The organism is Konateibacter massiliensis (assembly GCF_900184995.1).
GTDB classification, from domain to species: domain Bacteria; phylum Bacillota; class Clostridia; order Lachnospirales; family Lachnospiraceae; genus Lachnotalea; species Lachnotalea massiliensis.
The window spans coordinates 2,471,047-2,487,336 of record NZ_LT860099.1; the positions used below are offsets into that span (position 1 = coordinate 2,471,047).

Consider the following 16,290-nt stretch of genomic DNA (forward strand, 5'->3'; position numbering starts at 1 on the left):
GATGCGGTGTCAAAATCACCACCTCATATCCATATAGGAAAGCGGTTTACTGTCTTCTAGTATTCTATGGTCTCCATATATTTCATATAGTTTACAACCATCATCGCAATTTTAAAGGTCAGTGCATCGTCGAAAACGCGAATATCCAAGCCCGTACTCTTTTGTAATTTTTCCAGTCTGTACACAAGTGTATTTCTGTGGACGTAAAGCTGTCTTGAAGTCTCTGATACATTCAGATTATTTTCAAAAAACTTATTGATTGTTGTCACAGTCTCCTCGTCAAAGCTGTCCGGCATCTGATTTCCAAAAACCTCTTTCATGAACATCTCACACAGCGGTATCGGAAGCTGGTAAATCAGACGTCCAATGCCAAGCGTGTTGTATGCCACAATCGTTTTCTCGCTGTAAAATATTTTTCCGACATCAAGTGCCATCTTTGCCTCTTTGTAGGATTTTGACACTTCCTTGATTTCCTCCACGATTGTGCCGTATGCCACTCTTACATGGGTCATCGCCTCAGTGTTTAACATATCCACCAGCACGTTTGCCGTCTGCTCAAGGCTCTCGTAATCCTCTTCCTCCTCAAGCTCCTTCACAAGAATAATGTTTTTCTCGTCCACAGCGGTAATGAAATCCTTTGACTTTGAGGAAAAGATATTTTTTACCGTCTCCAGAGCGTTGTTGTCCTTTTCATTTTTTGTCTCAATCATAAAGACAACTCGTCTGGCCTCAATGTCAATGTGAAGCTTTTTTGCCCTATTATAAATATCTACTAACAGAAGGTTGTCCAATATGAGGTTTTGGATAAAATTATTTCTGTCAAAACGCTCCTTGTATGCGATAATCAGATTCTGTATCTGGCATACGGCAACCTTTCCTATCATATATACATCGTCACTGGCACCCTTTGCAACAAGCACATATTCAAGCTGTCTGTCATCAAACACCTTGAAATAGTGGAGTCCTTGTATCTCCTGACTGTCTGCCGGTGAGATGGCAAAAGAACTGATCATACTCGGATTGATATTGAAATCCTCTGCTGTACTTGCCATATTCAGTCCGTCTGTGTCAAGTATACATAAATCTACTCTTGTGATCGCTTTTAGTTCATTGATACTATTTTGCAATATCTGATTTGATATCATATATTCACTCCGTTTCTTTCTATGTTGGCGATAATAAGCCTATTATCAACTTTAACCACTATTATACTACATACAAGTGATTATTTCAAATTTTTGGTGATAAAAATAGAAGCAAAAAGGCTCTGAGCAAGTCTAATCAATCTTAGCAGGATTCGTATTCTCATCGCTCCATTTTGCAATTTCGATGATCAACTCCAGCGGAAGTGGTTTACTGTGCGGAAGCTGCAGCGCACCTTTGCTTGTCTTGTATTCCGTAAGCCTGTCCGCGAAATGTTCCATCGCTTTGTCACCCGGATAGATACCAATATGATTTTTAAATGATGCAAAATGAATAATATTATGCTTTTTCCAGTATGTCGGCATGCGCCACGATATACGTTCCTCCGCGTCAGGAAGTGCTGTACGCATCGTATCTCTCACCAAATTCAAACGTTGCCTGATACTCTCCGGCTGTTCAGCAATATATTCATCAATTGTTTTTGGTAATACAACGTTATTTTTTTCTTCTTCCATCATTATTTTCTCTCCTTTTCTATGCAAAACACCTCGTATTTTATAGTATTGAATAATTACTAAAATTTTATCATACTATCATTTTACCCACAAGCTGTTATACCGTTCCATAACGAACAAAGCGGACAAGTCTGTATAAACTTTTTATATCATAGGAAATTCAACGGATTTTTCTATGATATAAAAAAGCTCTATCCGGCTATACCCGATAGAGCTTCTCATTTTATTTCATTATTTCAATTAGTTTGTGATTGTTAATTCAGTTTCTTTGTCAAATACATGAATCTTCTCAGCATCCAAAGCAACCTTAATTCTGTCACCAACTCTTGACTGTGTACGAGGGTCAACTCTTGCTGTTACAGTAGTTCCTTCGATATCGAAGTGCAAGTTAACTTCGGCACCAAGTAACTCGTAAACGCTAACGGTTGATTCAAGAACAGTGTTTGGTGAAGACTCGATAAACATCTGTGAATCATGCAGATTTTCCGGACGAATTCCAAGAACAACCGTCTTTCCGTTATATCCGCCGTCGATAAGCTTTTTAGCTTTTGCAGGTGGAAGTTTGATTCCTGTTGATCCAATATAAAGGAGTACGTCTTCGCCCTTTACTTCAACCTTAGCATCTAACATATTCATCTGAGGGGATCCCATAAAGCCTGCAACGAATAAGTTCTGTGGCTTTGTATATAAGTTCTGAGGTGAGTCTACCTGCTGTACAACACCGTCTTTCATAACTACGATTCTGGTTCCCAGTGTCATAGCCTCTGTCTGATCATGTGTTACGTAGATGATTGTGGTTCCTAAATTTTTATGTAATTTAGAAATCTCAATACGCATCTGAACTCTCAGCTTAGCATCAAGGTTTGATAAAGGCTCATCCATAAGGAATACCTTAGGATTACGAACGATAGCACGACCCATAGCAACACGCTGTCTCTGTCCACCGGATAAAGCCTTTGGCTTACGGTCTAACAATTTCTCAAGGTCAAGGATTCTAGCTGCTTCTTTAACCATTTTATCAATTTCATCTTTTGGTACTTTTCTTAACTTAAGACCAAAAGCCATGTTATCATAAACTGTCATATGAGGATACAGAGCGTAGTTCTGGAATACCATCGCGATATCTCTGTCCTTTGGCTCAACGTCGTTTACTAATCTGTCGCCGATTTTTAACTCACCTGAGCTGATTTCTTCAAGACCTGCAATCATACGAAGTGTGGTTGATTTTCCACATCCTGATGGTCCTACGAAAATGATAAATTCTTTATCTTCGATTTCTAAGTTGAAATCCTTAACTGCTTCAAAGCCGTTTGGATAAACTTTGTAAATGTTTTTAAGTGATAAACTTGCCATTTAATTTTCCTCCTAAAATAGAACTAATTATCTAGTTTCAATCTAAAGCTAGTATATCTCATTTACCTTCTCTGTACCATACCCTATTTAACCAAACTTTTTTTTAAGACCTTGTAAAATCTGCTACCCAAAAAATCAATCCATTTTTTTAAAAGTAATTTTGACGAAATTTAATATTTTGCGCTATGCAGATTCACGAAAGCAGAATATATTGTGTTAGGATTCGTGCGAAACACCTTGTGACACCTTAATCTTTTTTTAAGCTCAGGACAGTTCTAAGCCATTGGAGGCTATGACATTTTTGTACCAATAAAAGGAATCCTTCTTTCTTCTTTGCAAATCGCCGGTCCCATCATCGTACTTATCCACATGGATAATGCCGTAGCGCTTTGCCATTTCTCCGGTTGACGCACTGACTAAATCCACACAGCCCCATATCGTATATCCGATTAAATCCACGCCATCCTCGATTGCCTTTTCCATCTGCTCAATATGTTTTCTCAAGTACTCAATCCGGTATGGATCGTGTATCTCGCCATTCTCTTCAAGATTATCATGGGCACCGATTCCGTTTTCTACAATCATAAGCGGAATCTGATACCGGTCATACAAATCATTCAGTGCAATCCGAAGTCCCACCGGGTCAATCATCATATTCCATTTTGACTGCTCCAGATAAGGATTGTTTACTCCGGAACCTCCTATCATGCTGTGCCCGTTCTTATCTACACTCTTGTCGTGGGAACAGCACAAGGTCAGATAGTAGGAGAACGCATAGAAGTCCACGCACCCCTTGGCAAGAATCTGCTTGTCCTCCTCGGTAATGTCAATCTGTATTCCATTTTTTTCAAAATAATTCCATGCATAGTAAGGATACTCGCCTTTCACCTGCACATCTCCGCAAAATTTGGAATGCATATTTTCCTCCTGCTTTGCCAGAAGCACATCCTCCGGCTTGCAGGTATAAGGATATCTTGGCATATAAGATATCATGCAGCCTATCTGAAAATTTTCATCGATGGAATGTCCAAGCTCCACCGCCTTGGCACTTGCCACAAACTGGTGATGAAGCGCACAGTATCTTTTTTGCAAATCTTCAGGCTGATTGATAAAATCGCACGCTCCGGTGTGTATTCCAAGCGACAGAAAATTGCCTATATTGAGTGTTGCCGTATTAATTTCATTGAAGGTAAGCCAATATTTTACCTTTCCTTTGTATCTTGTAAAAATAGTGCTGCAATACTTTACATATAAATCAATCAGCTCCCTGCTGCTCCAACCGTCATATTTTTCAGATAAATATGCCGGTATATCAAAGTGGGCAATCGTCACCACAGGCTCAATTTGGTATTGACTCAGTTCTTCGATTACCTCGTCGTAAAATTGTAGCCCTTTTTCGTTTGGCTCAGCCTCGATTCCAAGCGGATAGATTCTCGTCCAGTTGATGGAAAAGCGAAATGCTTTAAAGCCGCACTCTGCAAACAGGCGGATATCCTCCTTATAGTGGTGGTAGAAGTCGGTTGCCTCGTGGCTTGGGTATAAATAGTTATCCTCAATGTATTCTGTTATTTTTCGAGGCGTGCTATGCGTTCCGTTCGTAATTAAATCGGCACATGCCAGCCCCTTTCCGTCCTCATTAAAACCGCCCTCATACTGGTTTGCCGCAGTCGCGCCGCCCCATAGAAAATTTTTCGGAAATGCCATTATTTTATCACCGTTAATAATCCGTCCGTTGGTGTAACCGCCGATTTCGCCGTTGGTATCACATCTAAATAGGAATCTGTATTTGTGACAGTCACGATTACAATCGGATTATATCCTTTCTCTATAATAAGGTTTTTGTCAAAGCTCAAAATTTGCTCTCCCTGTTTTACTTGTTGATTCTCCTCTGTGAACAGCTCAAAGCCTTCTCCGTTTAGATTTACCGTGTCAATGCCGACATGAATCAGAATTTCCACACCTTCCTCGGTCGTAAGCCCCATTGCATGCTTCGTCGGGAAAACAGTTGTCACAAAAGCATTTGCCGGAGCTTTGATGATTCCATCCGTCGAGTCAATCGCAATTCCTTTTCCAAGTGCGCCCGATGAAAAAGCTTGGTCGTCCACATCGGAAAGTGCAACCACATCTCCGGTCGTAACTGCGTTTACTACGGCTTCTTTTCCGATTGTAATCTCCACCGGATTTGCATCTGCCATTTTCTTATCAGCCTTTGCATTCTTGGATGCCAAATCCTCTTTTTTTACCAATATCCATGTGATTAAGAATGCAGAAACAACCGTGATTGCCACGGAAATACACGCATTAACAAAGTTCGGCATCGTGACCATAAACGTCGGAAGTGCTGCAAAAGAAGCTACCAGCGCATATGCCTTAACACCTGTGATTCCTGCATACAGACCGCCGAGCGCACCGGATATGATAATCGCGATAAGCGGCTTCTTTAATTTTAACGTAACACCATACAGAGCCGGCTCTGAAATTCCCATCGCGGAAGTGATTGCTGTTGAGAAACCAAGCTGCTTCCACTCGCTGTCTTTTGCCTTTAATCCTACTGCAAGACACACTCCCGCTTCAGAGGCAATACCTACAAGCATACCAGGCACAATCAGGTTGTCATAGCCAAATGCAGTGAAGGTCGCCATCAGGATAGGCATGAGGCAGTAATGCATTCCCGTCATAACAAGAAGCTGTGCGAAAGCGCCCATAAACATAACCGCAAGCGGTGCGTAGCCATCCATCAAGAATGAGAGGAAGTCTGCAATATAGTTTCCGATATAGGTGCCGAGAGGTCCTAGCAGCAACAGCAGAACCGGTGCGGATACAGCGATTGTGATAAGCGGTCTCAATATAAATTTCAGGTAGCTTGGTATAAATTTATCAGCAAACTTGTAGATATAAGACATAAACCAAACACCAAGCAAAATCGGAACAACTGAAGCGCTGTATGTCACGTTTTGAAGCGGAAAACTAAATAACGATACGCCGCCTTCCTGACCAAGCAGGCTTGTCATGCCCGGAAGCACCAGCACGCCGCCTAGCATCATACCCAGAAACGGGTCAATTTTCAATTTGTTTGCAACGGAATAGCCCAAATAAATAGGCATGAAGAAAAACGCTGCCTGTGATACCTGATAGAGCACAAGATATGTATTACTTGTATCACTCAAAACGCCCGCCATTGATAAAATAGAGAGCAATACCTGAAGCATACCGCCCGCCGTGATAACTGCAACAACAGGGGTGAAGCAGCTTGCGATAAAATCAAGCATACTGTCAAACACTTTCCCTTTTTTCTTTCCTTCCGTGCCATCTCCGCTTTGAATGCCAAGTTTCATGAGCTCATCATAGACGCTTGCCACATCGGGACCGATGATAACCTGAAACTGTCCGTTTCCCTGAACAACTCCGCTTACGCCTTTCGTCTCTTTGATTGCCTTCGTCTTTGCCTTTTTTTCATCTTTAAGAGTAAAACGAAGTCTTGTAGCACAGTGAATTACTTTTTCTATATTTTCTTTTCCACCAACGTCCTGTAACAGACTTGATGCCAATTCTTTATATTTCATATTATTCTCCTTTGCTTCGGTGTGTAATCCGCTGAATGTGTACCATGAGATACACCTCTTCATTTTCGGACATCAATATGTGATGTGTGTTGTAAACATATAGTTTAATTTTCTGAACACATTTGTACGCTAATGGGTACAGATTTTTAAGTTGGAGATACAAATCGTTTTCCCCATCCTCAGAAAATGCCTCGTTGAAGACAATTCTCTGGGCAAAATAGTGCAAATGCGTAATAAATCTGGAATAATCAAAGGAATCCTCGTCAAATATTACCTTGAATTCATACTTAACAATGTTTGTCAGGTCATGAATAATCTTTGTAACCCGTGCCGTCTCGTTCATATTTATTTTATTCGACCTGATATTTACAAAGTGCAGAGCGATGGCGCTTGCCTCATTTTCAGGCAACAGGCAGCCTGCATACTCATAGATGAATTCCAGTGCCTTCTTTCCTATCTCATGCTCCCTCCTGTAAAACCGCTTGATTTCCCAATGGAGGGGACTGTCAAACTCCACTCCCTCCGAAAAACGTTTCAGCGTGTAGTCAATGTGGTCGAGCAGAGTCAAGTAAATATAATCCCGCACCTGCATATCATATTTTTCCTTTGCAAATTTCACTATTTTTTCGATCAAGAGCAACAGTTCAGGATCTGTCTTGCTAAGCTGATAACTGAAATGTTCTACCATTTCATGGGTCTCTAATACAAAAATCTTGTTAACCTCAGATTCCGAAATTTTTTGGCCAATCTTTTTCGAAAATCCTACTCCGTTTGCCAATACTACAAGTTCATTTGTTCCTTTTGTGACAAGTACAGCATTGTTATTTAAAATTTGTTTAATTTTCATATTACCCTCCCTGCGATATGAAAAGTGTGCGCTCACATTTTGCCGAAGGTCTTTTTCGTCAAGGAAACTTCCATGCAACAAAAAAGACCCTATACACAATACTAAATAAAGTACTATGTATAAGGTCTGCCTGACGTATCAGTAACACTCCTTAGCTCACAGCTCATTAGCTGTAAACGGCTTATTCATAATGCCATTATACTTTGAACGTGCGAGTTTTGTCAACACGAACATTTGTTAGTTTTATCTATGAGCCTCAAACAGCTTTTTCACAACATCATATGCCATTTTCGGTCTTCTGTACTCGTCCACAACGCCCTTGTTGTTATGGCATCTTGCCCTCGTTGTAAACCATTCTCCCTCCTCGGTTACTCTGCAATCTGCAAACTGCCAGATAAAAACTCCTGATATATTCTCATCGTTCATATATACCATCAGATTTTCTTCTATAATATCGGACTGTCTTTCTTCACTCCATTTACATCTGGAACGGTCGCGGTAGCCGTAGATAGCGGCAGCACCTAATTCGCTGACGATAATCGGCTTACCCTCACCGCCGGATGCCTTAATCCACTCAATTTCCTCGTCATTCGTCTCCTTGACCGGAACATCCTTGTACCAGCCGGAATACATATTAAAGGAGACGATATCCGGTAAATCAAGACAGATATCAGTCAGATGGCGGCAGGTTGCAGATGTTGTCGGGCGCGATACATCAAGCTCCTTAATTTGCTCATACTGCCGTTTATATTTTTCCCTGCCCTCCTCTGTCTCACTGGCACATTCGTTCAAAATGCCCCATATGATAATACTTGGGTGGTTGTAATGATTTTCTATCATTTCTCTGATACAGTCTTCGCACTGCTTATCAAAATTCGGATTTAACATGTCCTCAAGGACAAGTCCTCTCGCATGGTTTTCCTCCCAGACAAGAATTCCCCGCTCATCGCACAAATCCAAAAATCTTTCATCATTTGGATAGTGGCATGTTCTCAGCGCATTTACTCCCATGTCCTGCATAATATCCATATCCTGAACCATCAACTGAAGCGGAATCGCACATCCCACGACTGCGTAGTCCTCGTGACGGTTAAAGCCCTTTAAAAATACAGCTTCACCGTTTACCTGTATTTTCTTGCCTTCCACCTTCACTGTTCTGAAACCGACACGTTCAATCAAATCGTCAGTCGGCTCTTCGTTCCTATACAGTATCGTATTTAACTCATAGAGCTTTGGATTCTGATTCGACCATGCCGTAACATTTGGAAATTGCTGCTTTATTGAAACCGTTACCTCTGTCTCACCTAAAACTTCAATATCATCCAAAATCATCTTATGCCCGTTCAGGGTACTCTCCAGCCTGACCTTTGCTGCTTCATCGGAACAATTGTGCAGCGTCGCCTCTAACTGTCCAGCCCAGATGCCGTCCTCCATATATGGTGTAAAATGAATATTCTTAATATAAATATCAGATATTCTTTCCATAGAAACAGGTCTTGTGATACCGCCGTAGGTGTAATAATCATTCGGAAGGTGAAGTGCCGAGTGCTCGCCAAAGCTGTTATCCACAAGCACCTTAATCTCATGCTCCCCTTTTTTAACCCGTTTTATAACTGTACTAAACGGCGTAAATGCATTATAATGATGGGCTACATGCTCGCCGTCGAAATAGACATCCGCGGTGTGGCTTACCCCCTTAAATTCCAGTCTGACTGCCGAGGTATCCTCAACATATATTTTTTTACTGTAAATTCCTCTTCCTCTGTAAGTGTAAAAATCAGGGTGCTGCTCCCAACAGCCCGGCACAGGCATTTGATAGCAGGCTTCCTTGCCCTCCGGCGAAAAGTCCCACATTCCGTCTAATTCCTTATACCTTCTGATGTAGTGCTGCTCAAATAATCGTATCATTTGCTTCCTTCTCCTTTCAAAAAATGCGTTAGCTTAGTTTTCTTCATTACGGTTTAGTTGATAATTTATAGTATATCTGTTGACAGATTCCACTTCAATGTTATATCCTAGTCAATAACTGATATATCCTAGCCTAAGGAGGGTTTCTGTGGAGCTGATCAAAATAGGAAGTAACGGGACGCACAGCCGAGGTTTTAAAGTATCCAGACCAAACGGTTATCCTTATTACTTATTTTTACTTATAAAAACACCTGCATTGTTTACGATTGGTGACAAGATAGTGGAAGCTGAGCCGAATTCCGTCATTGTTTATGATATAAATTTCCCTCATTATTATTCCTCTTGTAACACTGTTTATATAAATGACTGGATACATTTCCGGGCAGAAAACGAAGCTGATTATTTCGAGTCACTGAACATTCCTCTCAATCAAGTTATCAAGCTTCGGGACGACTCTGTTATCTGCGAACTGATAAGGCTTATGTCAAATGAGTTTTATTCCGTCAACACAAACAGAATCGAAACGACAAATCTGCTTTTGCGGACCATGTTTGTCAAGCTCAGCGAGGTGATTGGCACCGATACATCAAAAATTCATGCCAACCTCCACTACAATGAGCTGGTCAGTCTGCGAAAGGAGATATACAGTAACCCGCAGATGCAGTGGAGCGTGGATATGCTGGCGGACAGGCTGTCCCTCTGTGATACTTATCTGCAAAAAATATATAAACAGACTTTCGGCGTCTCGTGTATGGCAGATGTGATTGCCTGTAAAATCAGCTATGCAAAGGATATTTTATCAAAGACAAATATGCCGGTTTGTGAGGTGGCACAGGAGTGCGGATATAAGAATGATGTGCACTTTATGAGACAGTTTAAAAAGTATGTGGGAGTTACGCCTTCCCAGTATCGGAGGGAATTATAGGTATTTATATATTCAATAACTGATAAAACCAGAGATGAAATTCCTATTCCCGGAATTTCATCTCTGGTTTCTAACATACTTTACTACTTATTTATCTGTATAACTTTTTAAATTCGTCTGATACAAACTGTACTTTCGTTCCAATAATTACCTGTACAGATGTCTTACTTGGACGAATAACTCCTGCAACTCCTGCCGATTTGATTTTCTTTTCATCTACTAAGGTATAATCCTTAACTTCCAGGCGAAGTCTTGTAATACAGTTATCTGCACTTGCAACGTTGTCTTTTCCTCCAACGCCTTCCAAAATAATTTCTGCAATCTTAGTGTAATCATTGTTTGAAAGTTCTATCTTGCTCTCATCTTTATCATCATCATCTTCACGTCCCGGTGTCTTTAAGTCAAATTTTACAATTGCAAATCGGAACACCACGTAGAAGACAACAAAAGCTGCAATTCCAAGAGGAATAATCATCCATGTATTCTGTGCTGCCGGAAGTGTTGATGAGAATAATAAATCTGTTGCCCCTGCTGAAAAGGAAAACCCTGCACGGAAGCCTACCAAAGCCGTAATAACTGTGAAAATACCATATAGTAATGCATAAATCAGATAAAGACTAGGAGCAAGGAACATAAAGGCAAACTCGAATGGCTCTGTTACACCACTAACCATAGCACTTACTGCTGCAGAAGCGACAAGACCAATCGCAATTTTTTTCTTATTGCTCTTTGCTGTATGAATCATAGCAAGAGCCGCACCCGGAATACCAAACATCATACATGGGAAAAAGCCGGACATGTACATACCAAGACTCCATGAAACATCTGCTGAAGTATCACCTGCCCAGAAATGTGACAAGTCACCAAGACCAATAGTATCAAACCAGAATACGTTGTTTAAGGCATGGTGAAGACCAGTTGGAATTAACAGACGGTTTAAGAATACATAAATACCTGCGCCTACTGCATCCAATCCAACGATTGATTTTCCAATGAAAATCAGTACTCCAAATACCACCGGCCAGATAAACAGAAGCACTGCCGATGCAAGTATGGAAACCATACCTGAAACAATTGCCACACAACGTTTGCCACTGAAGAATGACAGCCAATCTGGCAGCTTTGTGCCTTTAAACTTGTTGTAACAACTTGCACCAATAATACCGGAAAGAATACCGATAAATGGATTCTTAATTTTGTCAAATGCCAATGTCTTATCAATATTATCTGCGATAGCCGGCATAAGCGTCGTAACCACTCCCGTGGAAAGCAACGTTGTAATCATCAGCCAAGATGCCAAAGCGGCAAGACCTGCTGTACCGTCATTGTCGTCAGCCATTCCAACACCGACACCAATAGCAAACAGAATCGCCATATTATCAATTAAAGCTCCTCCTGCCTTTACCAAGAAAAATCCTATGTACCCCGCAACACCTGTGATGTCACCCCCCTGCATAGTAGCCGGGCAAAGTGCATAGCCGATACCCATTAAAATACCACAAATAGGTAGTACTGCCACTGGGAGCATTAATGCTTTCCCTAATTTTTGAAGATACTTCATAACTTACTTCCTCCTTAATCTTTTTCTTTTTTTATTTTATACCGGAAACCCGGTTAAAATACGAAATTATTTTTGACAAAAGTCAATAAGGTTTCGTCTAGTTGCGCAATTTTACCCCTTAATTACTCTTTTCGTCTTTCATGACACATCTTCTAATGTGAATAAGAAGATAAAGTTCTTCCCCTTCTGTCAGTTTTGTTTCATAACGTTTCTCAATATAATCCTTAATCCGTTTGCTGCAGGCATACTCCCTAGGATATTTCTGCCGCAAAACTTCCCCCAACTCCTCCTCGCTTTCTTCTAGCATTTCACAACTTGCAATGCGTCTTACCAAGAATTTTAAGTGCGCCACAAATCTCTCATAATGCATGGAGTGTGTATCTAATGCCTCGCCAAACTCGCTTTTTACAATCTCAAGTCCATTTTGAAGCATATCGGTTATCGCATAGACATCATGCGTTGTTGTGTCGTAGATGGCATTGACAAAATGCAGTGCGATAAAGCCCGCCTCATCCTCTGAAAAATAAATGTTTAACCGCTCCGCTAAAATTCGAAGCGCATACTCTCCCACGAGATACTCCCTGCTATAATATTGGCGAATTTCTCCCAACAACGCATTTGTAAGGACTATCCCCTGACGATGCCGCTCAATCGCAAAATTAATATGATCGGTCAGCGCGACGTAAATACTTTGATTTAACTTCATCTTACACTCATTTTTGGCATAGGAAATAATGTCAGCAGATATCTCCATGTGCTCTAATGGCATATTTGAAAGCATCTTCTGAAACTGCATTGAAAGCGCACTGTTTTCAATATAAAATATTTTTTCAATTTTCTCTTCATCAATCACGTCACCATGTTTTGCCTTAAAACCGATGCCACATCCCATTAGAACGACTTCATGCTTCTTCTCATCAAAGGCTGAGATCACATTGTTATTGATTACTTTTTTAATTTTCATATTCTTTTATCCCCAAAAAAAGGCAAGACCAAATTCCACGATATCCTGTTGGAAATCGCAAAATTTAGTCTTGCCTGCCTCACCAGTAACAATCCAAAGCTATATCTTCGTTTATACGCTTTATCTTATTCTATTTTGTACTATTTGTCAATATACTATCTACCCAGAAAAGTATCTTTGTATATTTTCACTATATTCCATATCCATTTTTCATCAGATTAACCATTAAAATATAATTGAGAAAATGAAATACTTATACCTCGAAGATTAAATCTCCATAGGATGGCATTGGCCATAAGTCCTTGTCTACAAGCATTTCCAGTTTATCAACCGGAGCTCTAAGCTCATCCATAGCTGCCTTTACTTCATCTCTAAAGAATGCCGCCTGCTCTTTTGCTTCTTCTATCTCTGCTGCTTTTTCTGTTATATCTACCAGTTTAGACAATGCTACCTTGGTGTCGGAAAGCAATGCGGAGGTTTCTGTCAGCAGCTCTACCTGAACACTTGTATCCACATCACATGCTGCCTTTACTGCATTGATGGATTTTGCAAGTGCTGTTGTATATTTGATGATCGCCGGAATAATCTGCTTGGAAGCCATGTCAATCATTGTTCTCGCTTCAATGTTAATTGACTTTGCATAAGCCTCATATTCAATCTCTGCGCGGGATTCTAGCTCTGGCTTTGTAAATACATGGAATTTCTCAAAGAGGTTGATTGCCTTTGGTGTTACAAGTGCAGGAATTGCATCCACCATCGTCTTGATGTTAGGAAGGCCTCTTCTCTCTGCCTCCTCTACCCATGCATCGGCATATCCATTACCGTTGAATACGATTCTGTGATGATTGGTTGCATACTCTTTAATCAAATCATGTACTGCCATATCAAAATCGTCTGCTTTTTCCAATATATCACAAGCATCTGCAAATGCCTCCGCAACAATTGTGTTAAGAACAATGTTCGGGCTTGCAATAGAGTCCGAAGAGCCAACCATACGGAACTCAAATTTATTTCCTGTAAACGCAAACGGTGATGTTCTGTTTCTGTCGGTCGCATCCTTTGCCAAATCCGGAAGGCTCTTAACGCCTGTCATCAGCTTGCCGCCCTGGATACTTCTCTTTGCTTCACCTGTGCTGATAAGCTGTGTCAGTACGTCCTCAAGCTGCTCTCCCAAAAATACGGAAATGATAGCCGGAGGTGCCTCGTTTGCTCCAAGTCTGTGATCATTTCCTGCATCTGCCGCTGATTCACGAAGCAAGTCTGCGTGAGTATCAACTGCCTTTAAGATACAGGTAAGAACCAATAGGAACTGGATATTGTCATGCGGAGTCTTTCCAGGATCTAACATATTAACTCCGTTATCGGTTGTCAGTGACCAGTTGTTGTGCTTTCCTGAACCATTTACACCTGCAAACGGTTTCTCATGAAGAAGGCAGGTAAGTCCGTGACGGCCTGCAACCTTCTTTAAAGTCTCCATGATAAGCTGATTATGATCAACCGCAATGTTCGCCTGTGTATAAATCGGTGCCAGCTCATGCTGTGCCGGAGCAACTTCATTATGCTGTGTCTTGGCACTAACACCTAATTTCCACAGCTCTGTGTTTATTTCTTTCATATAGGCAGCAATACGTTCCCGAATGCTTCCAAAATAATGGTCTTCCATTTCCTGACCTTTTGGAGGCATCGCACCGAACAAAGTACGTCCTGTATAAATTAAGTCTTTTCTCTGTAAATATTTCGCTCTGTCTACCAAGAAGTATTCCTGCTCCGGTCCTACGGACGGGGTAACCTTCTTAGCCTCTGTATTGCCAAATAATTTGACAAGTCTGAGTGCCTGTTCATTGATTGCTTCCATAGATCTTAAAAGCGGAGTCTTTTTATCAAGCGCTTCGCCTGTATAGGAACAAAAAGCAGTCGGAATACAAAGTGTCGCTCCAATTGCATCCTGTCTTACAAATGCAGGTGAAGTACAGTCCCAAGCCGTATATCCTCTTGCCTCAAAAGTTGCTCTCAAACCGCCGGAAGGAAAGGAGGAAGCATCAGGTTCACCTTTAATCAGTTCTTTTCCGGAAAATTCCATAACAACTTTTCCGCCCTTATCCGGAGCAGAAATGAAGGAATCATGTTTCTCTGCCGTTACACCGGTCAATGGCTGAAACCAGTGTGAATAATGGGTAGCACCTTTTTCTATTGCCCATTCTTTCATGGCATGTGCTACTACTTCAGCAGTCACAGGGTCTAAATCTTTTCCCTCTTCAATTGTTTTTTTCAAATCCTTGTAAACTTTCTTCGGTAAACGTTCCTGCATTACAGAATCATTAAATACGTTTTCACCGAAAATATCAACAACATTAATTACTTCGCCCATGTCTTCCCATTCCTTTCGACTATTAATTTCTAAAAGAGTACAAAAAAAAGCAAGGCACACCCGTAAACGAACGCCCTTGTTCTCACTCTGACATATATACGGAATATTTATCCGTCTCTCTATAAAATACAATAAAATGATTAAAAAAGCAAGTAGTAAAATTAATTTTAGTAATAATATTTATTTCCTATTCCATTTAGGGGATATGTTGTAGCATTTTTAACAATTTGTGAAACATCTGTTAACGCTCTTGCTTTTATTTCATGAATTCGTTATAATTTTTTATTATCAATATAAGACTGGACGGTAAAAACGATGATGTCAGATATGAGATACCGATGAATAAGCTCGTTTATTCGGCGATATCTCATATCTGAAGCAGTGTTATGCACTTTTAACTGTCTCATATAGCAACAGAATGTCCGCTTTCTGTTGCACAAATTAAGAATTTAAGGAGAGAAAAATGGGAAGTATCTTTAGCTTGGACGGCAAATTTTTTACTTTTATGAGTAAGGTTGCTGATCTTATTATATTAAATATCATTTACTGCCTATGTTGTATCCCTATTGTCACAATAGGCCCGGCAACCACGGCACTGTATTATGTTACCTTGAAAATGGTAAAAAATGAGGAGTCTTACATTATTAAGGGATTTTTTAAATCCTTTAAGTTAAACTTTAAGCAGGGCGCCATTATCGGTCTTCTTATGTTGGCAGCTGCCGGTATTATCATCGGTGATATTTATATCATGTTGAACTGGGAAACGAACTATAAGATTATCTTAATTGTTATTTTTATTTTCCTGCTTGTTGTATGGATGTTTGTTTCTATTTATATTTATCCGTTGCTTGCGACCTTTGACAACACAATCAAGCAGACCTTCAAAAACTCATTACTTATGAGTATCCGGCATTTACCGCTTACCGTTGTGTTATTTTTATTGACCGTTGTTTCTTATCTTTTGGTAGGTTTTGTCGTGGCATTGATGCCGTTTTGGTTTTTAATCGGCTTTGCGCTGCTGGCTTATGTTAATTCTATGATATTGACAAAAATATTTAAGAACTATATGCCTCCGGAGGAAGAGGAGAACGATACATTTGGTTCCCTTAACAACCTTGATTAATTTGTCCAGTATTAATCTGT

12 protein-coding genes are annotated in these 16,290 nt (G+C 40.4%); 2 read left to right on the top strand and 10 right to left on the bottom strand.

Annotated features, from left to right (window positions below):
• Positions 1-56: 56 nt before the first annotated feature.
• The 7 genes from CTY48_RS17065 to CTY48_RS17095 form a co-directional block, all read right to left on the bottom strand.
• Positions 57-1,145 (bottom strand): PucR family transcriptional regulator, encoded by a 1,089-nt coding sequence (locus CTY48_RS17065; RefSeq protein WP_099469652.1) that lies wholly within the window; start codon positions 1,143-1,145, stop codon positions 57-59.
• Positions 1,146-1,277: 132 nt separating this feature from the next.
• On the bottom strand, positions 1,278-1,661 hold the full coding sequence (locus CTY48_RS17070; protein ID WP_099469653.1) for an iron chaperone: 384 nt from the start codon (positions 1,659-1,661) through the stop codon (positions 1,278-1,280).
• A gap of 237 nt (positions 1,662-1,898) precedes the next feature.
• Positions 1,899-3,011: an ABC transporter ATP-binding protein gene (locus CTY48_RS17075; protein WP_099469654.1), complete on the bottom strand. Its 1,113-nt coding sequence runs from the start codon at positions 3,009-3,011 to the stop codon at positions 1,899-1,901.
• Positions 3,012-3,275: 264 nt separating this feature from the next.
• The gene (locus CTY48_RS17080; protein WP_099469655.1) at positions 3,276-4,715 is read right to left on the bottom strand and encodes a glycoside hydrolase family 1 protein; all 1,440 of its coding nucleotides are present in this window, start codon (positions 4,713-4,715) and stop codon (positions 3,276-3,278) included.
• Positions 4,715-6,574: a beta-glucoside-specific PTS transporter subunit IIABC gene (locus CTY48_RS17085; RefSeq protein WP_099469656.1), complete on the bottom strand. Its 1,860-nt coding sequence runs from the start codon at positions 6,572-6,574 to the stop codon at positions 4,715-4,717. The genes CTY48_RS17080 and CTY48_RS17085 overlap by 1 nt, the downstream gene beginning before the upstream one ends.
• A 1-nt stretch (position 6,575) precedes the next feature.
• On the bottom strand, positions 6,576-7,421 hold the full coding sequence (locus CTY48_RS17090) for a PRD domain-containing protein (RefSeq protein ID WP_099469657.1): 846 nt from the start codon (positions 7,419-7,421) through the stop codon (positions 6,576-6,578).
• A gap of 243 nt (positions 7,422-7,664) precedes the next feature.
• Positions 7,665-9,329 carry a glycoside hydrolase family 2 protein gene (locus CTY48_RS17095; RefSeq protein ID WP_099469658.1) on the bottom strand — a complete coding sequence of 555 codons (1,665 nt, stop codon included), beginning with the start codon at positions 9,327-9,329 and terminating at the stop codon, positions 7,665-7,667.
• A gap of 148 nt (positions 9,330-9,477) precedes the next feature.
• Here CTY48_RS17095 and CTY48_RS17100 point away from each other — a divergent pair, with 148 nt between their 5' ends.
• Positions 9,478-10,254, top strand: coding sequence for an AraC family transcriptional regulator (locus tag CTY48_RS17100; protein ID WP_099469659.1), 777 nt, complete (start codon positions 9,478-9,480; stop codon positions 10,252-10,254).
• Positions 10,255-10,345: 91 nt separating this feature from the next.
• On the opposite strand, the gene CTY48_RS17105 is transcribed toward CTY48_RS17100, so the two are convergent.
• The 3 genes from CTY48_RS17105 to CTY48_RS17115 all read right to left on the bottom strand — a co-directional run bounded on the left by CTY48_RS17105 (position 10,346) and on the right by CTY48_RS17115 (position 15,147).
• Positions 10,346-11,815 (bottom strand): PTS transporter subunit EIIC, encoded by a 1,470-nt coding sequence (locus tag CTY48_RS17105; protein ID WP_099469660.1) that lies wholly within the window; start codon positions 11,813-11,815, stop codon positions 10,346-10,348.
• Between the two features lie 118 nt (positions 11,816-11,933).
• Entirely contained in the window at positions 11,934-12,779 is an 846-nt protein-coding gene (gene licT, locus CTY48_RS17110; protein WP_099469661.1) for a BglG family transcription antiterminator LicT, read from the bottom strand.
• Positions 12,780-13,032: 253 nt separating this feature from the next.
• Positions 13,033-15,147 carry a glutamine synthetase III family protein gene (locus CTY48_RS17115; protein ID WP_099469662.1) on the bottom strand — a complete coding sequence of 705 codons (2,115 nt, stop codon included), beginning with the start codon at positions 15,145-15,147 and terminating at the stop codon, positions 13,033-13,035.
• Between the two features lie 463 nt (positions 15,148-15,610).
• Here CTY48_RS17115 and CTY48_RS17120 point away from each other — a divergent pair, with 463 nt between their 5' ends.
• A complete protein-coding gene (locus tag CTY48_RS17120) occupies positions 15,611-16,270 on the top strand; it encodes a YesL family protein (RefSeq protein ID WP_099469663.1) in 660 nt (219 codons plus the stop codon).
• Positions 16,271-16,290 lie beyond the last annotated feature (20 nt).